This window comes from Microbacterium aurantiacum (assembly GCF_040532595.1).
Classification (GTDB): Bacteria; Actinomycetota; Actinomycetes; order Actinomycetales; family Microbacteriaceae; genus Microbacterium; species Microbacterium chocolatum_B.
Genome location: NZ_JBEVYX010000001.1, coordinates 1,112,735 through 1,134,742 on the forward strand (window position 1 = coordinate 1,112,735; position 22,008 = coordinate 1,134,742).

Consider the following 22,008-nt stretch of genomic DNA (forward strand, 5'->3'; position numbering starts at 1 on the left):
AGGGTCACCGGGCGCCTCCGCCGATCTCGACGCGCTCGGCGCGGAGAGCGCGCACCACGTCGGCGTCGTGCGTGATCGTCACGATCGCCGAGCCCTCGTCGCGCAGCCGCGCGAGCAGGGCGACCATCTCCGCCCACGTCCGCGCGTCCTGCCCGAACGTCGGTTCGTCCAGCACCAGCACCCGCGGCGCCGTGGCGAGGGCGGCCGCCACCGTCAGGCGTCGCTTCTCCCCGCCGGAGAGCGTGTACGGGTTGGCGGCGGCGAGGCGATCGAGCCGGAGCCGCGCGAGGAGTTCGTCGACCACGGCGTCCCGCGCCGCGGCATCCTGTCCGAGCGCACGCGGCCCGACCTCGAGCTCGGCGCGCACCGTGCGCTCCAGAAGCTGATGCTCGGGGTCCTGGAAGACCGTGCCGATCCGCGTCAGCAGCTGCCGCGAGCGCCACCGGATCGGGGAGGGGCCGGCCCCGGCGGCGAGCGCGTCCGAGGCCTCGAGGAGACCGGATGCCGGAGCGATCAGCCCCGCGAGCGTGAGGCCGAGGGTCGACTTCCCCGCCCCGTTCGCTCCGGTGATCGCGAGGGCCGCGCCCGCCCGCACGTCGAGGTCGACGCCGGAGGCGACGGGGTTTCCCGCCACCCGCTGCACCGCGAGGTCGCGGGCGCGCAGGAGCACGTCTCCGGGCGCCGTGGCCGGCGGAGCGGGGTGCGGCGGTGGGGAGGACGGCACCCAGACGCCGGCCGCCGACAGCCGCACACGCTCGGCGCCGAGGACCTCGTCGGGCGTCCCGTCGGCGATCACCCCGTCGCCGCCCGCGCCGAGGACGATCACGCGCGTGACCAGCGGAAGCCAGACCTCCACGCGGTGCTCGACGACGACGAGGGTCGCGGGGTGGGCGTCGAGCAGCCCGCCGACGGCCGCGCGCACGTCGGCGACGCCGCGCGGGTCGAGGTTGGCGGTGGGTTCGTCGAGCAGGATCAGCCCCGGCCGCATCGCGAGGACGCCGGCGAGCGCCATCCGCTGCTTCTGACCGCCGGAGAGCTCCTTGGTCGGGCGGTCGAGGGGCACGTCGAGACCCACGGCCTCCCGCGCCGCGTGCACGCGCGCCCAGATCTCGTCGTGCGGGATGCCGAGGTTCTCGCAGCCGAAGGCGATGTCGTCGCCGACCCGGGCGAGGATCACCTGCGCATCGGGGTCCTGCAGGAGCAGGCCCGCGCGCCCGCGCGCGGCATCGGCGGGGACGCCGTCGAGGAGCAGCTCGCCCTCGGACTCACCCTCCTCCGCGCCGCCGAGCACGCCTGCAAGCCCCTGGAGGAGCGTCGACTTCCCCGCCCCCGAGGCGCCGAGGAGGAGCACCCGCTCCCTCGGCTCGATCCGCAGGTCCAGTCCCCGCACCGCCCAGGCACGTCGCGACGCGTGCCGCCAGCCCCATCCGCGCACCCGCACTGCGGCCGCGGCGCCCGGCATCCGCGACACGCTCAGACGCGCGTGCGGTGCGCGCGACCGGACGCGAACCGGTCGAGAGCGCCGGTGGCCGCGAGGCCGCGCGCGATCGCCCACGAGAGCGCGCCGGCGATCACGGCACCCGAGACCATCGTGCTGGCGAGGTAGACCAGGACGAAGGTGAGGTCGGCGCCGGCGTACCAGAGCAGGAGGTTGTTCACGCCGCCGAGGAGCGCCGCCCCGATGCCCGCGAGCACGGCGACGGGCAGCGTCCAGCGCCGGTAGAAGAAGGCGAGGAAGATGAGCTCGGCGCCGATGCCCTGCACGAGTCCCGCCTCGAGGGTGAGGAACGCGCCCCACGTGTTGCCGACCAGCGTGAGGGCCGACACCGCCGCTGCCACGAGCTCGGTGTACACCGCCGCACCGGGCTTGCGGATGATGAGCGCGCCGAGGACGCCGGCGAACAGCCACGGTCCGTCGAGGAGGCCCTGCAGACCCGGCAGCAGCGGCTCGAGGAACGCGCTCGGACCACGGTAGGCGACGTTCCACAGCAGGAAGACGAGGCCGCACGCGACGCCGAGGACGCTGGCGACGACGATGTCGACGACGCGCCAGCGGTGGGTCCGCGGCGGCGTCGAGGTGGGGACGGACGTGGACGTGGATGTAGACATCGATGCTCCTCCCTGCGCCGGCATGATCCGGATCAGGTTCGACGGTCGAAGCGTGGATCGCTTCCTCTCAGCCCGGCTCACCGGACTCCCGTGGTTGTGCGCTCGAGTATAGCGGCGCCCGGGCGCGGTATCTTGGCCGGGTGAGCGTGGACGAGGCCCCGGCGACGACGCGTCGCGCCCGCCGGGAGACCGCCCCCTCGACGGTGAGCCCCGTCGCGAGCGCGACCCCGACCGGGGCTCTCGCGTGGGTCGACCCGGAGCGCGTGTCCGGCTCCGCCGCCCGGACGGACTTCGCCACGGCATCCGCCCCCTTCGTCCCGGTCGAACCCGACCTCCTCGCCGACGCCCCGCGCCGCTCGATCGTGCGGCCGGGCGTCCTCATCCCCGTCGGGGTGTTCGCCGCCCTCGCCGGGGCGTACGCCGCCACGACCCTTCTGTGGCCCCTGCACGCGGTGGCCCCCGAGGTCGCCCCCATCCAGGTCGAGCCCATCGCCTCGGTCGCGGCAGCTCCCGCCTGGCCGGGTGTGGGGTCGGCGGCGATCGCGGTCGAGGGGATCGACGGCACGCTCGCGTCGTCGCTGGATCCGGCATCCATCGCCAGCATCACCAAGGTCGTCACGGCGCTGATGATCCTCGACGAGCTGCCCCTCGCCGCCGGCGAGCAGGGGCCGGAGTACCGCTTCGGCTACACCGACATGCTCGAGTACTGGGACTACCGCGCGCGCGGCGAGTCCGCGCTCGACGTGCCGATCGACGGGGTGCTCACCGAGTATCAGCTGCTCGAGGGCATCCTCGTGGGCTCGGCGAACAACTACGCCGAGCGGCTCGCGTCGACGATCTGGCCCTCGGACCAGGTGTTCGCGTCGGCGGCGCGCTCGTGGCTCTCCACCCACGGCATCCCCGGGGTGACCGTCGTCGAGCCGACGGGCATCGACGGCGGCAACACCGCCACGGCCGAGGCCCTCATCCCCCTGGCGAAGAAGGCGATGGAGAACCCGATCGTCGCCGAGATCGTCGCGAAGCAGGCGGTCGAGCTCCCCGGCGCCGGGCGGGTGGAGAACACCAACGGGCTCCTCGCCGACCCGGGCGTGGTCGGCATCAAGACGGGAACCCTCGACGCGTGGAACGTGCTGTCCGCCAAGGACGTCGTCGCGGGCGACACCACCGTCCGGCTCTATGCCGCCGTCCTCGGACAGCCCGACGACGCGGCGCGGGTCGCGGCCTCCCGGGCCCTGTACGACCGGCTCGAGCAGGAGCTGCAGCCCCAGCCGTCGGTCACGGCCGACACCGTCGCCGGCCTCGTCCGCACCGCCTGGGGCGAAGAGGTCTCCATCGTCACCGCGAGCGACGCGGCGGTGGTGCTCTGGAACGGCGGGGCGGGCACGGTCTCGACGCGCTACGACCTCGGCGACGCGCGGACCGCGGGCGACGTCGTCGGCTCGCTCTCGGTCGACGGTCCGCTCGACGACGACCTGGTCGACCTGCGGCTGGCCGAAGACATCGAGCCGCCGAGCGCGTGGTGGCGCCTCACCCACCCGCTCGACCTCTTCGGTCTCACCGACTGACCCGGGCGGGTCGCGCCGTCGGGGGTCCGGCCTCAGGCGAAGCGGACGCGCTGCTGCAGCCGCGTGCGGGCGTCGAAGACCTCGTTGCCGCCCATCGCGCGGGCACCGGTGAGTCCGCGCCGGAGGATCGTCGACAGGGCGCTGCGCGCCACCACCGCCACGGGTACTCCGCGCACCTTGCCGAGCTCGGTGATCGCCTGGTCGAGGTCGTCGTCGGGGAGGACGACGATCGCGCCGCGGAAGCGCACCCCCGCCGCGCGGCCCATCCCGCGCACGCGCGCGACGAGGTCGGCGACCGGTGCGCCGACCACGCCGTCGCCCACGATCTCGCCGCGGCGGAAGCCGACCGGTCCGCCGAAGTCCTCCGACAGCACCCCGTAGAGCCCGCTCGGGCCCAGCACGATGTGGTCGATCTTGTCGTCGGGTCCGGCGTCTCGCCCTTCGGCCATCACGTCGTGCCAGACGGTGTAGCCCATGCCGAGGTCGGCGACGATGCGGGCGGTCGCCTCCTCCGCGAGCGCGTCCGCGAGCAGCCGCCGGAGGTGATGCGGCGCGGTGCGCACGAGCGCGGGGTCGTACGGGTCCTCCAGCGGAACGCCGCGACCGACCCACTCCCGCATGAGGTCGAGGTATCTCTCACGGCGCCAGCCGCCGGGATGCCCGTGCGAGCGGGCCCGCGGGCGGGTGTCCCGCGAGGCCGCTCGCGGGGCGCGCCACGAGGTGGCATCGGATGCCGACCCCGCGGCATCCGACCACTCCGGCGCCGCGCTCGAGCCGAAGCCGTGCCCGCGGTCGTACGCCGCGCGGGCGTCGGCGGTCCCGACCAGCTCCCATGCGCGCTGGACCTGGACGAAGGTCGCGGCGTCGCCGCCGGTGTCGGGGTGGGTCTGGCGCAGTCGCAGGCGGTAGGCCTTGCGGAGGGCGTCGTCGTCGACGTCGGGGGCGACCCCCAGCACGTCGTACGCGGAGGCCGACAGCGGGCTGTCGAACATCCCGCTCCTTCCTCAGTCGTTCTCGGGTCGTCTCTCGTTCCGGCGGGCGTAGGCCGCCGCGCTGCGGCTCGACAGCGCGAGCAGCAGCAGGATGTCCAGGCTCAACGACAGGAACGTCCCGTCCAGGGCGATCTCCTCGCCCCGCACCCACCACGCGGTGAACACGGTGCTGATGGAGATGACCGAGAACAGCATGACGAGCACGCGCGGCCAGTTATGGCCACGATAGATCAGGAATCCGAGCACGGCGTCGACGAGGAGGAACGTACTCCCCCCGATGAGCACCATCCCGAGGAGGATCGCCCTCACGTCCGGCGAGCCGAGCGAGGGGTCGGCGGCGATCGCGTCGGCGAGGAACGTGTCCCACTCCCGCGCGATCTCCCACAGGATCAGCGCCCCGGCGATCACACGCAGGAGCACCAGGAGACTCCCCGCGACGGTCGTGGCCGGTCGCGGCATGTCCGGGTCGTAGCGGACGGGCGAGAGCAGCAGCGCCCCCGGCTCGTATGCCGGCCGCTTGTGCGGCGCGTGGTGGTGCGTGTGCGCGTGGTCGGGGTTCACGACTTCACCTCCTCGTCGGCGGGATGGGCGACCGTAACCGCGCGGACGTCGATGATCGGCAGATCGCCGTCGGTGCGGATGCTGTCTCCCCCGCCGTTGCGGGAGTGGTACCCGGTGGCGAAGTCGGCGATGACGTCCACCCGCACACGCGCGTCGGCCTCCGACACGGTGCGGACGATGTGGTCGCGCTCGACATCCGTGTCCGCGTCGATCTTGTGCGTGACCTGGAGCGTGAACAGCGAAAGCCCCACGCGGGTGTCGAAGGTGCCGGCGGCAAGCCAGTCCACGCGCGTCCCCCCGGGGAGGAGCCAGCCGTCGGGGCACCGCCAGAAGCGCACGTGGTGCCGCTGGGCGGGGTTGCCGTCCACCTCCTGCTGATAGGCGAAGTCCTGCTGGCGGCCGAAGAGGAACAGGGGGCTGACCGGTGCTTCGTGGTAGCTGCGCCGCCGGAGGGTCGAGGTGATGATGCGCCAGGACGACGCGAGAGTGACCGGGTCGGCCTTCGTCCACCCGGCGCGCCGCATCGCCTGCTCGATCTGCGCCCCCTCGCCGAGGAGGGCGAGGTTCACCGGGTCGCCGAGGAGGCCGTCGCTCGTGCGGGTGCGTCCGATGAAGTAGTCCGGCACGTAGACGGTCGTGAGGATCCGGTGCAGGCGCGGAAGCACGAGATAGGCCAGCAGCACCCAGAACCCGATGAAGAACGGAAGCCCCCACCACCCCACCCGGAACGACTCGGTGAAGCTCAGGTAGGCCAGCCACACCGCGGCGAGGCCCGCGAAGACGAAGAAGAACCAGTCGACGGCGATGCCGAGCGAGTACGTCCGGCGGCGGCGCGCGGTCATCGTCTCCTCACCCCCGGAGCGGCTGGTCGGGGACGAAGGACAGAGCGGATGCCGCGACCTCGGGGTCGAGCTCCGCGAGCGTGGCGGGCTGCCAGCGGGGCGCCCGGTCCTTGTCGATGAGCTGCGCGCGCACCCCCTCGGGGAGGTCGGGCTGCGTGTGGGCGAACCACATCACCAGCCCGTACTCCTGTGCGAGCGCGGCGCGCAGGTCCGGCAGCTCGCGCGCGCGGCGCACGGCGGCGAGAGTGACCGTCAGCGCCGTGGGCGAGAGCTCGGCGAGGGTGTCGGCCGCGGCGTGCGCGGCGCTCTCCCCGCGGGATCGCAGCCGCTCGATGATCTCGGGGACGGTGTCGGCGGCGAACGCGTCGTCGATCCAGCCGCGGGCGGCGGCGAGCCGGGAGGGCTCCGGCGTCTCGTCGAAGAGGAGCACGAGCTCGGTGGGGGTCTCCGGGTCCGCCCGCCGCTCGAGTGCCTCGCGGAGGGCGTCGAGGTGCGCGCGGGGGATGCAGTGGTCTGCGAACCCGGCGTAGACCGCGTCGGCGGCGTCCATCGCCTCTCCCGTCAGAGCGAGGAACTCCCCCAGCCGGCCCGGCGCGCGGGCGAGCAGCCACGAGCCGCCCACGTCCGGGGTGAACCCGATGCGGGTCTCGGGCATCGCGAGCCGCGAGGTCTCCGTGACGATGCGGATCGCGGCGTGACCTGCGACACCGATGCCGCCGCCCATCGTGATGCCGTCCGCGAGCGCGATGACGGGCTTCGGGTACTCGGCGATGCGCGCGTTGAGGGCGTACTCCTCCTGGAAGAAGAGCGCGACCTCCGCCGGGCGACCCGCGGTGATGCGGGCGGCGAGGTCGCGGACGTCGCCGCCCGCGCACAGTCCCCGGTCGCCGGCGCCGTCGATGAGGACGACGTCGATGTCGGTGTCGCGCTCCCATGCGTCCAGCGCGGCGTGCAGGGCGCGGATCATCCCGAGGTCGAGCGCGTTGATCGCGCGGGGCCGGTTGAGCGTCAGCCACCCGAGCCTGCCCGCGGGTCGGGCGAGGACGGTGGGCGCGGCGTCGTCGGTCACGGCTCTCACGTTACCGGGGTGCCGAGTGCCTCACCGGGGCGCCGGCACGGGGCGTTTCTGCACGGACGCGCCCGATCCGACAGGATGGGAGGACCTGACCGCAGAACGACGACACCGACGAAAGGCGCGGAATGCCCGACGCACTGGCGCTCGAGTTCACCGGACTCACGAAAGACTTCGGCCGCATCCGCGCCGTCTCCGACTTCACCGCCCGCATCGAGCCGGGGCTGGTCACCGGCTTCCTGGGGCCCAACGGGGCAGGGAAGACGACCACCCTCCGGATGCTGCTGGGGCTCGTCCGCGCCACCCACGGGTCGGCGACCATCGGCGGTCGCCCGTACGCGGAGCTGCGGCATCCGCTGCGCTCGGTGGGCGCCGCCCTCGAGGCCTCGAGCTTCCACCCCGGCCGCACCGGCGCGGGGCACCTGCGGGTCCTCGCCTCCGCCGCGGGCCTCCCCCGCACGCGCGTCGACGAGACGCTCGCCCTGGTCGGACTCTCGGATGCCGCCGGCCGGAAGGTCGGGGGCTACTCGCTCGGCATGCGCCAGCGGCTGGGGCTCGCCTCGGCCCTCCTCGGCGACCCGGGCGTGCTCGTCCTCGACGAGCCGTCCAACGGGCTGGATCCCGAGGGGATCCGCTGGATGCGGCGGCTCCTGCAGGAGCTCGCCCGTGAGGGCCGCACGGTGCTGGTCTCCTCGCACCTCCTCGCCGAGGTGCAGCAGACCGCCGACGCCGTGCTGATCATCTCCCGTGGACAGCGCGTGTTCCAGGGGGGCCTGGACGACCTCGCCGATCCCACCGAGTACGCCACCGTCGTCGACGCCCCCGACCGCGACGGCCTCCTCGACGCCCTCGCCGCCGCCGGCGCGAGCGTGGAGGTCATCCGCGGCGGGATTCGGGTCGCCGATCGCGACCCCGCCGAGGTCGGCGCGATCGCCGCCGCCGCGGGCGTGGCCCTGTCGGGCCTGCAGCGCCGCGGCCCCGCTCTGGAGGAGGTGTTCCTCGACCTCGTCAACGGCACGCGCGTGCACACCCCCGCGGAGCCGCAGGCCGCCGCCGACGAAGGGATGCCCGCCGACGAAGGGGCACCCGCCGACGAAGAGGTCACGACCGAGGAAAGAGGTGACTCGCGATGAGCCTCGCCGCCGCGGTCCGCTCCGAGTCCGTCAAGCAGGTCACCACCTCGATGTGGTGGCTGCTCGCGATCATCCTCGTGGTCTACGTCGCCTTCACCGCCGCCGCGCTCGGCTTCGTCTTCGCCGCATCGGCGAGCGGAGCCCTCCCCGGCCAGCAGATGACGATCGACCCGTCTATCCTCCCGCCGACCATCTACAGCTCCGCCACCTCGGTCGGCTACGTCTTCCCGCTCCTGATCGGCACGCTCATGGTCACGAGCGAGTTCCGTCACCAGACGCTGACGCCGACGTTCCTGGCCTTCCCCCGGCGCGGCACGGCGCTGGCCGGCAAGGTCGTGGTCGGCGTCCTGCTCGGCCTCCTCTACGGCGTCCTCGGAACGCTCGCCGCCGTCGGCGCCGGCGCCGGCTTCCTCGCCGGCTTCGGCATCGACACGGGCCTGGGCGAGGCCGACACGTGGGCCCTCATCGGACGGATGCTGATCGCCTTCGTGCTGTGGGTCCTCATCGGCATCGGTGTCGGCGCGCTCGTGCGCAATCAGGTCGGCGCCGTGGTCGGCGTCCTGGTGTTCACTCAGTTCCTCGAGCCGATCGGCCGCGTGGCCGGCTCGTTCGTCGACGGACTGTCCGACGTCGTCCGGTTCCTCCCGGGGGCCGCCGGCGATGCGCTCGTCGGCGCGAGCGTGTTCACCGGCATCGGGCCCACCGGCGGCGACGGCGGGACGCTCGAGTGGTGGGTCGGCGGCCTCGTCCTGCTCGCCTACGCGGCGGTCTTCCTCGTGGTCGGGTGGGCGACCACCTGGCGTCGCGACGTCAGCTGACGCCGGGGCCGATCACCGGCACCGAGGCGGTCTCGACGATCTCGACGACATCCGTCGCCGCATCGTCCGCGTCCACGTCGATGCGGAGCGCCTGGATCAGCGCGAGCCCGTGGCGGGTGGTGAGGAGGATGCGCTCGAACTCCTCGTGGCCCTCGAGATCGATCACGACGCCGACGCGGCGCCGACGGATCATCGCGAAGTCGTCGCCGCCCGCCGAGCGCCAGCGTCCGGCCGCGACGACGCCACGGACATGCGACCCCGGGCTCGGGACGCCGCGGAGCCAGGTCCAGACGTCCTCGGTCAGCTGCACCTTGGCGATCTGAGACCGCTCGACGAGAACATTCTCCTTGCGGAATGCGAGCAGCCGCTCCGATCCCGACAGCGCGATTTCGAGCCGGGTGGAATCGAGCAGGAGCGTGACCATCCCCCTAGTCTGCCAGCGTCGCGTCGCGCGTTCCGGGGCGTTTGCTCACAGGAACGCAACGATCCGCGACGCGGCGGATGCCGCGCGGTGGGAGACTTGAGCGATGACCCTGCTCGGCTCCGCGGTGCACCGCGCGCTCGATCGCGTCCGCACCGGCGACGCGCTCGACGCCGATGACGCGGAAGCGCTGCTGTCGGCATCCGGTCCGGACGAGGAGACGCTCACCGTCCTCGCCGGCCGCATCCGCGACGAGGGACTCGCCACAGCCGGACGTCCCGGGATCATCACCTATTCGCGCAAGGTGTTCGTGCCGCTGACGACCCTCTGCCGCGACCGCTGTCACTACTGCATCTTCGTCGACACCCCCGGGCAGCTCGCGCTGCTGCGCAAGCCCGCGTACATGTCGCCCGAGCAGGTGCTCCAGGTCGTCCGCCAGGGGCAGGCGCTCGGCTGCAAGGAGGCGCTGCTCACCCTCGGCGACCGCCCGGAGGACCGCTGGCCCGAGGCGCGGGAGTGGCTCGACGCGCACGGCTTCGCCTCGACGATCGACTACGTCGCCCACATCGCCGCGCTCATCACCGCGGAGACCGGGATGCTCGTCCACGCCAACCCCGGCGTGATGACGGATGCCGAGCTCCGGCGTCTGCGCACCGTCTCGCCGTCGATGGGCATGATGCTCGAGACGACGTCGCGGCGGCTGTTCGAGGAGCGGGGACAGGTCCACTACGGCTCGCCGGACAAGGACCCGGATCTCCGCCTCGCGGTCATCGAGGACGCCGGCCGCCTGCGCGTGCCGTTCACGACCGGCATCCTCGTCGGCATCGGCGAGACGATCCGCGATCGGGCCGAGTCCCTCGTGGCGATCCGCGACGCGCACCTGCGCCACGCCGCCTCCGGGCGCGGACACGTGCAGGAGGTGATCGTGCAGAACTTCCGCGCGAAGCCGCAGACGGCCATGCGCGACGCCCCCGACGCCGACCTCGACGAGTATGTGCGGACCGTCGCGGTTGCGCGCCTGGTGATGGGTCCGCACATGCGGATCCAGGTGCCGCCGAACCTGTCGGACCCGCGCGAGTTCGCCCGGCTCGTCGCGGCCGGGATCGACGACTGGGGCGGGGTCTCGCCGCTCACCGCCGACCACGTCAACCCCGAGCGCCCGTGGCCGCACGTCGACGACCTCGCCGCGGCCACCGCCGACCTCGGCTACACCCTCCGCGAGCGCCTGACGGCGCACCCGGAGTACGTCCGGGACGCCGAGACCTGGCTCGATCCCGGGCTCGCCCCGGCGGTCACCGCCCTCGCCGACCCGACCTCCGGCCTCGCCGCGGCCGGTTCCCCCGGGTCCGCGGTCGACAACGCGGGACGCATCGCCCCGCGCGGCCCCGCGGCACCCGTCGAGACCGCATCCGTCCCGCGTTCTTCACCACGATCGAGCGCGACCCGCCTGGCCGAACGCGCGGCGGAGGACCCCGCGACCCTCGACGACGCCGAGTGGATCGCCCTGCTGGATTCCGCCGGCGACGATCTCGACGCCCTCGCGCGCACCGCAGACGACGTCCGCCGCTACACCGTCGGCGAGGCGGTGAGCATCGTGGTCAACCGCAACCTCACCTCGAGCGGTTTTCGCGCCGAGCCGACCGGCGAGCCGGGCACGTTCTCGCTCGACGAGGTCGCGGACATCGCCGCGGATGCCGCCGCCCTCGGTGCGACCGAGATCTGCGTGCAGGGGCGCCTGCCCGACACCGAAGACCCCGCCGCGTACCTCGCGATCGCCCGCGCGATCACCGCGGCCGCTCCCGCCCTCCACCTCCACGCCTACCGCCCGCAGGACGTCCGCGATCTCGCGGATCGCGGCGGGCTCGGCCTCGCCGGCGCCCTCTCGGCCCTCCGCGACGCCGGGGTCGACACCGTGCCCGGCACCGGCGTGAAGGTCCTGAGCGAACGCGTCCGCGCCCTCGTGGCCCCCGACGACCTCGACATCGCCCGATGGGAGGAGGGGATCGTCGCCGCCCACGAGGCGGGTTTCCGCTCGACCTCGGTGCTCTTCTACGGTCACGTCGAGACCGCCGCCGAGCGCATCGGGCACCTCCGGCGCCTCCGGGGAATCCAGGACCGCACGCGCGGGTTCACCGAGTTCGTGCCCATCCCCCTTCCCGGGTCCGCCGGCGGCGTCCCGCTCGTGCCGGGTCGCGCCGCGATCGACGAGCACCGGGCGATGGTCGCGGTGTCGCGCCTTCTGCTCAGCGGCAGCATCCCGCACGTCCAGATCCCGTGGACCCGCGTCGGCCGGGACGCCGCGGCGGTCCTCCTCCGCTCCGGCGGCGACGACCTCGGCGGCACGCTGCTCGACGGGCGCGTCCGCCCCGACACCGGTATCGAGCGCGGGCTCGAGTTCCCCCGGGCGGATGCCGAGCGCCTCGCCGCGCGGCTCCTCCGGCCGTTCCGACAGCGGACCACCGACTACCGCGAGGTGAGCCGGTGACGGTGCGTCGGGTGGAGGTCGCGATCGTCGGCGCCGGGTTCGCGGGGCTGGGGATGGCGATCGCCCTCCGACGGGCGGGCCGCGATGACTTCGTGCTCCTCGAGCGTGCGGCATCCGTCGGCGGAACGTGGCGCGAGAACACCTACCCCGGCGTCGCGTGCGATGTGCCGGCCCACCTGTACGGGTTCGCCGAGTACCCGCGCCCCGACGCCCCGGGCGTCTACGCGCGCGGCGAGGAGATCCGCGCGTACCTCGAGGACGTCGCCGACCGCGAGCGGCTCGAGACGCGCCTGCGCCTGCGCACCGCCGTGACCGCGGCGACGTGGGAGGCCGCGGCGGCGGCGTGGCGGATCGAGACCGCCGGCGTCCGCGCGGAGGTGATCGAGGCCGAGGTGCTCGTGCTGGCCTGCGGCCGCCTCACCGAGCCGTCGATCCCCGCCATCGCCGGTCTCGAGACCTTCCCGGGTCCGATGTTCCACTCCGCGCGCTGGGACCACGACGTCTCGCTCACCGGCGCCCGGGTGGCCCTCGTCGGCACGGGCGCGAGCGCCGTGCAGATCCTTCCCGAGCTCGCCCGCACAGCGGCGCACGTGACGCTGTTCCAGCGGACGCCGGCATGGATCGTGCCGCGCCGGGACGCGTCGTACACGGATGCCGAGCGCCGCCGCCTCCGGCACGACCCCGACGCTCTCGCCGACCTCCGCCGGACCCTGTACCTCCAGGGCGAGGAGCGCTTCGCGTCCCGGTCGGGGGATGCCACGGCCTCCGAGGCCGCCCGCGCGGAGGCCCTCGCGCACCTCCACACGCAGGTCGCCGACCCCGCCCTCCGCCGCGCCCTCACGCCCGACTATGCCTTCGGCTGCACGCGCGTGCTCCTCTCCGACGACTTCTACCCCGCCGTCGCCGGCGACCGGGTGACGCTGGAGCCGACCGCGCTCGCCCACGTCGACGGCGCGCGCCTGGTCTCGGCGGCGGGTCGGGAGCACGACGCCGACGTCGTCGTCCTCGCCACCGGCTTCGCCTCCGCGGAGCAGCCCTACGCCGCCCTCGTCGGCGGCGAGGACGACGTGACCCTCGCGGAGCACTGGGGCTCGGGCATGACCTCGTTCGCCTCCACGGTCGTCGCCGGCTTCCCCAACCTCTTCGTCCTGAACGGCCCCAACGCCTCGCTCGGACACAATTCCGCGGTGCTGATGATCCAGGAGCAGGCCGCGTACGCGGTGGACGCCCTCGCCCACCGCGACGCGACGCCCGACGGCGTCCTGCGGGTGCGCCCCGACGCTGAGGCCGAATACACCGCAGAGATCGACGCCGCGGCGGCATCGACGCCGTGGATCACGGGCGGATGCCGCAACTGGTACGTCGATCCCCGATCCGGCCGTCTCACGCTGCTCTGGCCGGGCACGGTCGACGCCTTCCGCGCGCGGCTCGCGCGCGCCGACGGATCCGAGTTCGCCCCCGCACCTGCGCGGGCGGGAAAGGGAGCACCATGACCATCCCCCTCCGACTGGGATACAAGGCCTCCGCCGAGCAGTTCGGCCCGGGCGAGCTGCTCGATTTCGCCGTGCTGGCGGAGGAGGTCGGCTTCGATTCGGTGTTCGTCTCGGACCACCTCCAGCCGTGGCTGCACGACGGCGGCCATGCGCCGGCATCCGTCCCGCTCCTCGGCGCCCTCGGGGCGCGCACCTCGCGGGTGCTCATCGGCACGTCGGTGCTCACCCCGACCTTCCGATACAACCCGACCGTCATCGCGCAGGAGTTCGCCACGCTCGGCGCGCTCTACCCCGGGCGCGTGATCCTCGGCGTCGGAACGGGTGAGGCGCTCAACGAGGCGAACCTCGGCTTCGCGTGGCCGGATCCGCCTGAGCGCTTCCAGCGGCTGAAGGAGGCGCTCGACCTCATCGACCGCCTGTGGAGCGAGGAGCGCGTGAGCTTCGACGGCACCTTCTACACGACGCGCAACGTCACGATCTACGACCGCCCCGACGAGCGCGTCCCGGTCTACATCGGCGCCGCCGGCCCCGCCGCGACCCGTCTCGCCGGGCGCATCGCCGACGGCTTCATCACCACCAGCGGCAAGAAGCGCGAGCTGTACACCGACACCCTCCTGCCCGCCCTCGACGAGGGCCTCGGCAAGGCCGGCCGCACTCGGGACGACATCGACACCCTGATGGAGGTCAAGGTCTCGCTCGCCGACACCCTCGAGGAGGGCCGCGAGAAGACCCGCTTCTGGGCGCCGCTGGCCCTCAGTCCCGAGGAGAAGATGGGCACCGACGATCCGATCGAGATGCAGCGCCTGGGCGATGCGCTTCCCATCGAGCGCGCCGCGTCGCGGTTCATCGTCTCCGACGACCCGGACGAGCACGTCGAGCGGATCGCCTGGTACGTCGAGCAGGGCTTCCGTCACCTCGTCTTCCACGACCCGGGTCACGACCAGGAGGCTTTCCTCCGCCGCTACGGCGCGGAGATCCTCCCGCGCCTGCGCGCCCGTTTCGACGCGTGAGCGACGCCGCCCGCCCCGCCCGCTGGGTCGTCGTCGTCCCGGTCAAACCGGCGGGCGAGGGGAAGTCGCGCCTGCAGGTCGACGGCGCCCGTCGCACCGACCTCGCCCGCGCGATCGCGCTGGACACCCTCGCCGCCGTCGCCGTCTCGCCCCGGGTGCTGCAGCTCGTCGTCGTCGGCGACGACCCGCAGCTCGCCCGCGAGGCGGCGATGCTCCCCGCGGTCCGCTTCGTCCCCGACCCCGCTCCCGGAGGCCTCGATCGCGCGGTCGCCGCGGGAATCGACGCGGTCGATCCGCGCGGGGCGCTCCCCCGTGCGGCGCTCCTCGGCGACCTCCCGGCGCTGCGGCCCGAGAACCTGAGCGCCGCGCTCGACCTCGCCGCCGGCGTCGATCGCGGGGTCGTGCCGGATGCCGAGGGAACGGGGTCGACCCTCGTCACGGCCGCTCCGGGGGTACCGTGGGCGTCGTCCTTCGGCGACGGGTCGCTCGCCCGGCACGTGGCGAGCGGATGCCGCCTCCTCGACCTGCCCGCGTCGTCGCCGCTCCGACGCGATGTCGACACGATCGCGCAGCTCCGTGCGGCCGTCGCCCTCGGCGTCGGCCGGCGGACAGAGGCCGCGAGCGCGGGACTTCTCGCCTGAGCCTCAGGCGAACAGCAGGTACAGCGCGCCGAAGAGCGTCGCCGCCACCACGAGCCGCTCGAACAGCCGCTGCGACAGGCGGGGGGCGAGCCAGCGGCCGAAGATCGCCGCGGCCACGACGATCGGGGCCAGCACGAGATCGAGCAGCAGCCCCTCCGGGGTGATCAGCCCAAGACCGACCGAGAACGGCACCTTCGAGATGTTCACGATCGCGAAGAACCACGCCGCCGTGCCGAGGAACTCTTTCACCGGCATCCGTGCCGCGAGGAAGTACATCGACATCACCGGGCCCGCGGCGTTGGCGACCATCGTGGCGAAGCCGCCCAGCGTGCCGTAGGCGGCGGCAGCCACGCGTGGGGCCCGACCGCTCGCCGCGGCGCTGCCGAACCGCCGTCGCAGCAGGGTGAAGGCGACCACGATGAGCAGGATCACCCCGATCACGCGGGTCACCGCCGTGTCGTCCGCGACGGCGAGGAACGCCACGCCGAGGAGGATGCCGACCCCCACGGCCGGGGCGAGTCGCACGAGAGCCCGCCAGTTCACGTCGCGACGGTAGGCGATCAGCGCGATCATGTCGGCGAGGATCAGCAGGAGCAGGATGGTCCCCGTCGACTGCCGCGCCGGCAGCACCGCGGCGAAGATCGCCACGGCGATGGTCCCGGATGCAGGGACCGCGGTCTTGGACAGACCGATCACGACCGCGGCGACGCCGAGGAGCACCCATGCTCCCGCGCCCAGGTCGATCACGTCAGGCCCGCCGCCCGGAGGGCGTTCTCGGCGAGACGAGCCGAGCGCGCGGCATCCGTCATCCACAGCGGCACGACCACCGGACGGATGCCTGCGCCGGCCACACGGTCGGCGCCGTCGGCGTCCTCCTCCGCCAGGAGCCACGCGTCGAGGAGACCGGACGGGTCCCGGCGGGCTCCGTAGTGCGCGGCGACGGCGGCGGCGTCGGTGTCGACGCCGATCGCGGCGAGGCAGACGTCCGCCATGCCGCGCACGACGCGCCCGCCGATGATCGGCGAGACGCCGATGACGGGAGCCGGAGTCTCCCGCACCGCGTCGCGGATCCCGGGGACGGCGAGGATGGGGCCGATCGAGACGACGGGGTTCGACGGGGCGAGCAGGACGACGTCGGCATCCGCGATCGCCTCACGGACGCCCGGCGCGGGGACGGCGTCCGTGATCCCGGGGTTGTCGAAGCGGAGCGGACGGAGCGCGGCCCGGTGGCGCGTCCACCACTCCTGGAAGTGCAGCACCCGGGCCGCACCGTCGCCGTCGCCGGGTACACCGTCGGCGACGGTCACGCGGGTGTCGACCTCGGCATCCGTCATCGGGAGGAGGCGTGCCCCGAGGCTCCATCGTCCCCCGAGACGCGCGGCGACCTCGGTCGGAGTGGCGCCCTCGCGCAGCCAGCCCGTGCGGGCGAGGTGCGTGCCGAGGTCGAGATCGCCGAGTGTGAACCACGGCCATCCCGCGCCCCACGCCTGCAGCTCGGCGCTCACGCGCTCGCTCTCGCCCGCCCGGCCCCATCCGCGCTCGGTGTCGCCGACGCCGGCCAGGGCGTAGAGCAGCGAGTCGTGGTCGGGCTGGAGCCGCACCCCCGAGAGCCACAGGTCGTCACCGGTGTTGACGATGACGGTGAGGTGCGCCGTGGTGTCGTCGACACCTCGGGCGCGCAGTGCCGCGCGGACGCCCAGGACGAAGCGCGATCCGCCGACACCGCCGGCGAGGACCACGATGCGGGGGCCGCCCGCGCGGGTCATCCGCGGTCGTACGGCGGCAGGGGCACCGCGCCGGTGCGCGGGGCGAACTCGTCCTCGGCGTGCGGGAGGGTGAAGCGCGCGACGGCGTCGATGAGCGCGTCGACCGTCTGCTGGTCGGCGATGACGTCGACCTCGAGGCCGGCCTTGAGGGCGTCGCTCGCGGTGCGTGGACCGATCGCGGCGATGATCGTCGTCTCCGGAACCTCGGGGAACTGCTCGTGCACCTGCTCGGCGACCGAGCCGCTCGTGACGAGGATCGCGTTGATGCGTCCCGACCGCACATCCTCGGCGATGCGCTCGGTGACCGGCACGCCGACGGTGCGGTAGGCCACGACGCTCCGGACCCGGTGACCGGCCTCGGTCAGCATGTTCGTCAGCACGGGCTTGGCGATCTCGCTCCGCAGCGTCAGGATGTCGCGCGCCTGCGGTTCGAGCGCGATGAGCTGCTCGGCCATGCCGGCGGCGGAGTTGTCCTGCTCGGGGACGAGATCCACACGGTATCCGACCGCGAGGAGGGCGGCGGCGGTGGTCTCACCGACCGCGGCGATCTTGGTGGACGCGGGGATCGCCGCCCGGTAGGCGTAGAGCACGTCGACGGTGGTCGCGCTCGTCACGGTCAACCAGTCGAAGCGACCGGCGGCGAGGTCGGCGAGCGCGTTGTCGAGGCTCGCCTGATCGTTCGTCGGGGCGAAATTGATCAGCGGGGCGATGACGGGCGTCGCACCCTGACGGCGAAGGGTGGCGGCTACGCCGTCTCCCCAGGGGCCGCCGCGGGGCACGAGCACGCGCCAGCCCGTCAGGGGCTTGGGCGGACGTTGTGCGGCGGCAGAATTCATGACATCGACTCTCGAGGTGCTCGGTCGGCCGCCCACACCTCGAGCAGCCGCCACGCGGGACGAATCGGGTTCGCGTGGTCGGCAGCATCGCACCATTGCACTGCCTTGGAAGCGAGCATACCCCCGCCCGCGCGCCTCGCGGACGGGGCGGGGTGGAGCTCAGCGGGCGTACGCCCGTACCAGCGCCCAGACCGCGGTGCCGATCACCGCGGCCGCACCCACGACGGCAGCGGCCGCCAGGCCCGGTTCGCGGCGACGGAACTCGCGCGCCTTCGCGACCTTGTCCTCGACCGCGTCACCGACCCGGCGGGGCACGTTCGCCTTGACCTCGATCGCCGCCAGTGCGGCCTTGAGCTCGGCACGCGCCTGCTCGACGGGATCGGTGATCCCTAGGGGAACCCCGGTGCGGGGCACGGGGATCGGGGTGCGGGAGTTCCTCACATCAGAGTCCATCGCGGATCGCCTCCACATCTTTCGCCAGCGCCTCGGCGGGATTCTCCGACTTCGCCATGCGGCGGAAGCGGAGGATGCCGAGGAGCGCGAGCACACCGGTCAGCAGGAGCATCGCGAGGAATAGTACGAGCGCGGACAGCCACACAGGCCACCACGACGACAGGCCGGCGATGATGAACGCGCCGAGGGCAGGGATCGACCAGAACAGGACGACGAGTGCCCCTACGAGCCACCCGGCGCCGATGCCGGCGTCCTTGGCCGTGCGCTTGACCCATCCTTTGGCCGCATCGATCTCGGCGACGACGAGGTTGCGGACCAGTTCGGGGATCTCGCCGACGAGGGTGAAGATCGAGTCGTCGGCGCGATCACGGAAACCGCGCGGGGTCGTCATGTCAGGAACCACTGCCTTCGGCTGAGAGGTCGTCGGCGGCCTTCTTCGCGGCGTTCGCCGACACCTTCGCGGTCTTCTGGATCTCCTCGGCCGACTCGGCGCCCGCGGCCTTCACGCGATCGACGCGCTCCTCGGCCGATCCCTTCGACGCCGCAGCCTTGGTGACCTTGACGGCCGAGTTCCAGAGCGTGCTGGGGAGGGCCATGGCCGCGGAGGACGCGAACTCCTTGACCTTCACGACCTGACGCTGCACCGGCTCCGCGCTCCAGACCTTGTCGGCCTGGGTCTTGATCTGCTCGTAACGCTCACGACCGGCGCGCGTGCCGAGGACGTACCCGACGGCCAGTCCGAGGACCACTCCTGCTTTGCCCCTCATGGGGTCTCCTCACGATAGGTTCTGCGCTGGAAAGTGAGTCCCAGAGTAGCGGCGTATGCCGATTCCGGCATCCGCCCTTGACATTGCCGCCCCGACGGGGTTCACTGCCCGCGCTCGGGCGCGAAGAGCCGCGCGCGCCGGACCCGTTCGGCTTCGTCGCCGGCATCCGCGACGACGCGCGCGAGCCCGCTCCCGGAGATCCACGCGCCGACCACACCGAGACCCGAGATGCCGGCGACGCGGGCGCGGATCTCCGCCGCCTCCTCGGGCTGGCCGAGGGCGGATGCCGGCCGCGCGAGCTCGAAGCGCGCGCGGTGGGCCCCCGCGACGGCCGGCAGTTCCACGCCCAGGAACGCCTCCGCCTCCGAGCGCGCGAGCTCGATCGCGTCGGCGTCGGAAAGACCCTCCGTCGCCGGGGCCTCCCGGGAGGAGCCGAACGCGACGGTGAGGAGGTGACGCCCGGCGCCGAGGACACCCGCGAGCCACGCCCAGCGGGCGGATTCGACGACGACGCTGTCGGCGGCGCCCGTCCCCGGCACCGCGTGCACGGTGGCGCCGCGAGGGAGCGCGTCCAGGGCCGCCTGGTCGACGACGAGCGTGACGATCTCGCGCGTCACCGACCGCGCGGCGCCGAGATCGCGGCCGAGGAGGCCGCCGAGCAGGCGCCGCGCATCGGTCTCGCCGGTGGCGACGATCACGAGGTCGGCGACACGGGTCGGCGACGACTCCCCTTCCTCGCCCTCGTCGTCCACGAGGACGTGATCCTCGTCCACGGCGACCTCGTACACGTCGCCGACGCGGACGATCCGCTCCACGCGCGTGCCGGTCTCGATCTGCACGTCGCGTTCGGCCAGGCGCGCCGCGAGCGCGTCGACGAGCTGCGGCATCCCCCCGTCGAGGCTCTTCAGCGGAGGCACACCGCCCTCCTCGGCGCGCGTCGCGCGCAGCTCCGCGACGGCCGACTGCAGCGATCCGGTCCGCGTGAGCGCGGCGTTGAGCTTCGGGACCGCGTGCCCCACGTCGATCTCGCCGGGATCCAGCCCGAACCCGCCGACACTGAGGGGCGCGACCAGGCGGTCCAGGACGTCCTGCCCCATGCGGGCGCGGACGAGCGTGCCGAGATTGCGCTCGTTGCCGATCGTGAGCGGAGGGCGCACGCGGTCGAGATAGGCGCGCCACGTGCCGCCCCACCCGATCACCGCGCGGACGGACTCGTCCCACGCGTTCTCGGGGATGCCGAGGATCGACGCCTCCGGCGCGGGCACCGCGCCGACCTTGGGGACCCGCGCGAGCCACGTCGCGGTCTCCGCAGCTTCGACGACCCGATCGGTCAGGCCCGCGTCGTCGACGAGCTCGTGCACGGCGCCACCGCGGGACGACCAGCCCCAGGGGCCCGCGCCCACCGTGGTCCCGGCCAGCTCGACGCGTCGGAGCGTTCCGCCGAGCGCGGGCGCCGCCTCGAGCACCGTGACGGCCATGCCGACCTTCGCGCAGCGCCACGCGGCGGCGAGGCCCGCCAGGCCTCCACCCACGACGACCACTCGGGTGTCGCGGGCGCGGGCGGCCAGATCGTCGACGTTCATTCCGGCGGCAGTCACGGCATCCATCCTTCCATCCGGACCTTCCCACCACCTGGACGCGCGGGCGCGGCATGATGGAGCGCATGACGCTGCACATCACCGACGACACTGCTGCAGACGAACTGCTCACCGAGAACCCGCTCGCGCTCCTCATCGGCATGCTGCTGGATCAGCAGGTGGCGATGGAGGTCGCCTTCGCGGGTCCGCTGAAGATCCGCGAGCGCACCGGGGCGATGGATGCCGCGGCCCTCGCCGGTTACGACCTGGACGCGCTCGTCGACGCCTTCCGCGAGAGCCCCGCGGTCCATCGCTACCCGGGGTCGATGGCGGGACGCGTGCAGTCGCTGTGCCAGGCGGTCGCCGATGACTGGAGCGGAGACGCCGCGCAGATCTGGACCCGCGACGACCCGGACGGCGCCACGGTGCTGAAGCGCCTGAAGGCCCTCCCCGGCTTCGGCGAGCAGAAGGCGAAGATCTTCCTCGCTCTCCTCGGCAAGCAGTACGGCTTCACCGGCGACGGATGGCGCGAGGCCGCAGGCGCCTACGGCGATGAGGGGTCCTTCCGTTCGGTCGCCGACATCGTGTCGCCGGAGTCCCTGGCGAAGGTCCGGGAATACAAGCGCGAGATGAAGGCCCGCAAGGCCTGACCGCCACTACCACATTCGATCTGTCCGCCGAAAGGGGGACAGACGTCTTTTGCGGGCCTGGGTTAGCCTGTCCAGGTTCTTCATCGAGGACCTGATCGGTGCGCGCACACGCGGCCGGACGACGAGAGGAAATGGACGCATGAAGTTCGCCATGGGTGCTGACACGCTGAGCGTGCTGACCAAGACCACCTCGGGCTCCAGCGACGAGCTCGCCGCGCTGGTGCGCCAGCTGCTCGAGGCGGCCGAGCCGCTCGAGGGCCGGTTCCAGGGTGCCGGTCGCTCCGCCTTCGACCGTTTCAAGGCGCGGACCGACGCGATCTCCGGCGAGCTCAAGGCGTCGCTGGATGCTGTGCTCGTCGGTATCGGCGGGATGAACCGCTCGTTCCTCGAGGGCGAGTCGGCCATGGTCGACTCCACGCAGTCGCTCGAGTCGGGGTCGCAGTTCGACGCCGCCCGTTTCGGATCGCGCTGAGCGCAGAGAGGACGATCACCATGGCCAATCAGGGCGACCGTCGCGACTACGACATCGCGGCATCCCAGAACGCACAGGACAACTTCAACCGCGTCGCATCGCAGCTCGAAGCCGTCATCGACCAGCACGACCGCGATGTGCAGGCGGCGATGGCCGACTACACCGCGGAAGGCGTGTCGGAGGACTACCGCGCCAAGGAGCTGCGGTGGAAGAACGCCGCCGCCGAGGTCCGCGGCATCATCCAGACCCTCCGCTCGTCCCTCGAGCGCAACGACGAGTCGGCGCAGGATGCCCTCCGTAAGGCTCGCGCCGCCGTGGAGTCGATCGGCTGAGCCGGTCTGAATC

24 protein-coding genes and 1 riboswitch are annotated in these 22,008 nt (G+C 73.2%); of the genes, 10 read left to right on the top strand and 14 right to left on the bottom strand.

Translation table 11 applies throughout. The features are described from left to right. Window positions 1-4: 4 nt before the first annotated feature. Both ABXJ56_RS05275 and ABXJ56_RS05280 read right to left on the bottom strand, forming a co-directional pair. The gene (locus ABXJ56_RS05275) at window positions 5-1,462 is read right to left on the bottom strand and encodes an ABC transporter ATP-binding protein (RefSeq protein WP_353998667.1); all 1,458 of its coding nucleotides are present in this window, start codon (window positions 1,460-1,462) and stop codon (window positions 5-7) included. A gap of 11 nt (window positions 1,463-1,473) precedes the next feature. Then, entirely contained in the window at window positions 1,474-2,109 is a 636-nt protein-coding gene (locus ABXJ56_RS05280) for an ECF transporter S component (RefSeq protein WP_353998668.1), read from the bottom strand. Then, a riboswitch (TPP riboswitch) is annotated at window positions 2,102-2,211 on the bottom strand. It overlaps the preceding gene by 8 nt. A gap of 38 nt (window positions 2,212-2,249) precedes the next feature. Here ABXJ56_RS05280 and ABXJ56_RS05285 point away from each other — a divergent pair. Beyond that, the gene (locus tag ABXJ56_RS05285; RefSeq protein ID WP_353998669.1) at window positions 2,250-3,674 is read left to right on the top strand and encodes a D-alanyl-D-alanine carboxypeptidase family protein; all 1,425 of its coding nucleotides are present in this window, start codon (window positions 2,250-2,252) and stop codon (window positions 3,672-3,674) included. A gap of 32 nt (window positions 3,675-3,706) precedes the next feature. Here the strand turns inward: ABXJ56_RS05285 and ABXJ56_RS05290 are convergent, their stop codons facing one another. From ABXJ56_RS05290 to ABXJ56_RS05305, 4 genes are read right to left on the bottom strand one after another with little or no spacing between them, the layout of a single operon-like run. Next, a complete protein-coding gene (locus tag ABXJ56_RS05290) occupies window positions 3,707-4,666 on the bottom strand; it encodes a DnaJ domain-containing protein (RefSeq protein ID WP_353998670.1) in 960 nt (319 codons plus the stop codon). Between the two features lie 12 nt (window positions 4,667-4,678). Then, window positions 4,679-5,227, bottom strand: coding sequence for a hypothetical protein (locus ABXJ56_RS05295; protein ID WP_353998671.1), 549 nt, complete (start codon window positions 5,225-5,227; stop codon window positions 4,679-4,681). Then, on the bottom strand, window positions 5,224-6,069 hold the full coding sequence (locus tag ABXJ56_RS05300; protein ID WP_353998672.1) for an LssY C-terminal domain-containing protein: 846 nt from the start codon (window positions 6,067-6,069) through the stop codon (window positions 5,224-5,226). The genes ABXJ56_RS05295 and ABXJ56_RS05300 overlap by 4 nt, the downstream gene beginning before the upstream one ends. A 7-nt stretch (window positions 6,070-6,076) precedes the next feature. After that, window positions 6,077-7,138 (bottom strand): enoyl-CoA hydratase/isomerase family protein, encoded by a 1,062-nt coding sequence (locus tag ABXJ56_RS05305; protein ID WP_353998673.1) that lies wholly within the window; start codon window positions 7,136-7,138, stop codon window positions 6,077-6,079. Between the two features lie 131 nt (window positions 7,139-7,269). On the opposite strand from ABXJ56_RS05305, the gene ABXJ56_RS05310 reads away from it, so the two are divergent. Next, the gene (locus tag ABXJ56_RS05310; protein WP_353998674.1) at window positions 7,270-8,274 is read left to right on the top strand and encodes an ABC transporter ATP-binding protein; all 1,005 of its coding nucleotides are present in this window, start codon (window positions 7,270-7,272) and stop codon (window positions 8,272-8,274) included. Beyond that, window positions 8,271-9,092: an ABC transporter permease gene (locus ABXJ56_RS05315; protein WP_353998675.1), complete on the top strand. Its 822-nt coding sequence runs from the start codon at window positions 8,271-8,273 to the stop codon at window positions 9,090-9,092. The genes ABXJ56_RS05310 and ABXJ56_RS05315 overlap by 4 nt, the downstream gene beginning before the upstream one ends. Here ABXJ56_RS05315 and ABXJ56_RS05320 read toward each other — a convergent pair. After that, window positions 9,085-9,516, bottom strand: coding sequence for a hypothetical protein (locus ABXJ56_RS05320; protein ID WP_353998676.1), 432 nt, complete (start codon window positions 9,514-9,516; stop codon window positions 9,085-9,087). The two genes, ABXJ56_RS05315 and ABXJ56_RS05320, sit on opposite strands and share 8 nt — an antisense overlap. Window positions 9,517-9,619: 103 nt before the next feature. On the opposite strand from ABXJ56_RS05320, the gene cofG reads away from it, so the two are divergent. From cofG to cofC, 4 genes are read left to right on the top strand one after another with little or no spacing between them, the layout of a single operon-like run. Further along, window positions 9,620-11,998: a 7,8-didemethyl-8-hydroxy-5-deazariboflavin synthase CofG gene (gene cofG, locus ABXJ56_RS05325; RefSeq protein ID WP_353998677.1), complete on the top strand. Its 2,379-nt coding sequence runs from the start codon at window positions 9,620-9,622 to the stop codon at window positions 11,996-11,998. An 11-nt stretch (window positions 11,999-12,009) separates the two neighbouring features. Continuing rightward, a complete protein-coding gene (locus ABXJ56_RS05330) occupies window positions 12,010-13,491 on the top strand; it encodes a flavin-containing monooxygenase (protein ID WP_353998678.1) in 1,482 nt (493 codons plus the stop codon). Next, window positions 13,488-14,501: a glucose-6-phosphate dehydrogenase (coenzyme-F420) gene (gene fgd, locus ABXJ56_RS05335; RefSeq protein WP_353998679.1), complete on the top strand. Its 1,014-nt coding sequence runs from the start codon at window positions 13,488-13,490 to the stop codon at window positions 14,499-14,501. Before ABXJ56_RS05330 ends, fgd begins: the two co-directional genes overlap by 4 nt. Continuing rightward, window positions 14,498-15,142 carry a 2-phospho-L-lactate guanylyltransferase gene (gene cofC, locus ABXJ56_RS05340; RefSeq protein ID WP_353998680.1) on the top strand — a complete coding sequence of 215 codons (645 nt, stop codon included), beginning with the start codon at window positions 14,498-14,500 and terminating at the stop codon, window positions 15,140-15,142. Before fgd ends, cofC begins: the two co-directional genes overlap by 4 nt. A gap of 3 nt (window positions 15,143-15,145) precedes the next feature. Here cofC and ABXJ56_RS05345 read toward each other — a convergent pair whose 3' ends face one another. The 7 genes from ABXJ56_RS05345 to ABXJ56_RS05375 form a co-directional block, all read right to left on the bottom strand. Beyond that, a complete protein-coding gene (locus tag ABXJ56_RS05345) occupies window positions 15,146-15,889 on the bottom strand; it encodes a sulfite exporter TauE/SafE family protein (protein ID WP_353998681.1) in 744 nt (247 codons plus the stop codon). Continuing rightward, window positions 15,886-16,908, bottom strand: a complete 1,023-nt coding sequence (gene cofD, locus ABXJ56_RS05350) for a 2-phospho-L-lactate transferase (RefSeq protein ID WP_353998682.1) — start codon at window positions 16,906-16,908, stop codon at window positions 15,886-15,888. The genes ABXJ56_RS05345 and cofD overlap by 4 nt, the downstream gene beginning before the upstream one ends. Then, window positions 16,905-17,744: a uroporphyrinogen-III synthase gene (locus ABXJ56_RS05355; protein ID WP_353998683.1), complete on the bottom strand. Its 840-nt coding sequence runs from the start codon at window positions 17,742-17,744 to the stop codon at window positions 16,905-16,907. The genes cofD and ABXJ56_RS05355 overlap by 4 nt, the downstream gene beginning before the upstream one ends. Window positions 17,745-17,903: 159 nt before the next feature. After that, on the bottom strand, window positions 17,904-18,197 hold the full coding sequence (locus ABXJ56_RS05360) for a hypothetical protein (RefSeq protein WP_353998684.1): 294 nt from the start codon (window positions 18,195-18,197) through the stop codon (window positions 17,904-17,906). Then, window positions 18,187-18,588, bottom strand: a complete 402-nt coding sequence (locus ABXJ56_RS05365; RefSeq protein ID WP_353998685.1) for a phage holin family protein — start codon at window positions 18,586-18,588, stop codon at window positions 18,187-18,189. The genes ABXJ56_RS05360 and ABXJ56_RS05365 overlap by 11 nt, the downstream gene beginning before the upstream one ends. Window position 18,589: 1 nt before the next feature. Next, window positions 18,590-18,964, bottom strand: coding sequence for a hypothetical protein (locus ABXJ56_RS05370; protein WP_353998686.1), 375 nt, complete (start codon window positions 18,962-18,964; stop codon window positions 18,590-18,592). Between the two features lie 101 nt (window positions 18,965-19,065). Further along, on the bottom strand, window positions 19,066-20,562 hold the full coding sequence (locus ABXJ56_RS05375) for a protoporphyrinogen/coproporphyrinogen oxidase (protein WP_435404956.1): 1,497 nt from the start codon (window positions 20,560-20,562) through the stop codon (window positions 19,066-19,068). A 65-nt stretch (window positions 20,563-20,627) separates the two neighbouring features. Here ABXJ56_RS05375 and ABXJ56_RS05380 point away from each other — a divergent pair, with 65 nt between their 5' ends. The 3 genes from ABXJ56_RS05380 to ABXJ56_RS05390 all read left to right on the top strand — a co-directional run bounded on the left by ABXJ56_RS05380 (window position 20,628) and on the right by ABXJ56_RS05390 (window position 21,995). Continuing rightward, window positions 20,628-21,191 (top strand): HhH-GPD-type base excision DNA repair protein, encoded by a 564-nt coding sequence (locus tag ABXJ56_RS05380; protein ID WP_353998688.1) that lies wholly within the window; start codon window positions 20,628-20,630, stop codon window positions 21,189-21,191. Between the two features lie 139 nt (window positions 21,192-21,330). Then, complete coding sequence (locus ABXJ56_RS05385) at window positions 21,331-21,663, top strand: hypothetical protein (RefSeq protein ID WP_053546989.1); 333 nt, start codon at window positions 21,331-21,333, stop codon at window positions 21,661-21,663. Window positions 21,664-21,683: 20 nt separating this feature from the next. Further along, window positions 21,684-21,995: a pore-forming ESAT-6 family protein gene (locus ABXJ56_RS05390; RefSeq protein ID WP_053546988.1), complete on the top strand. Its 312-nt coding sequence runs from the start codon at window positions 21,684-21,686 to the stop codon at window positions 21,993-21,995. Window positions 21,996-22,008: the final 13 nt, after the last annotated feature.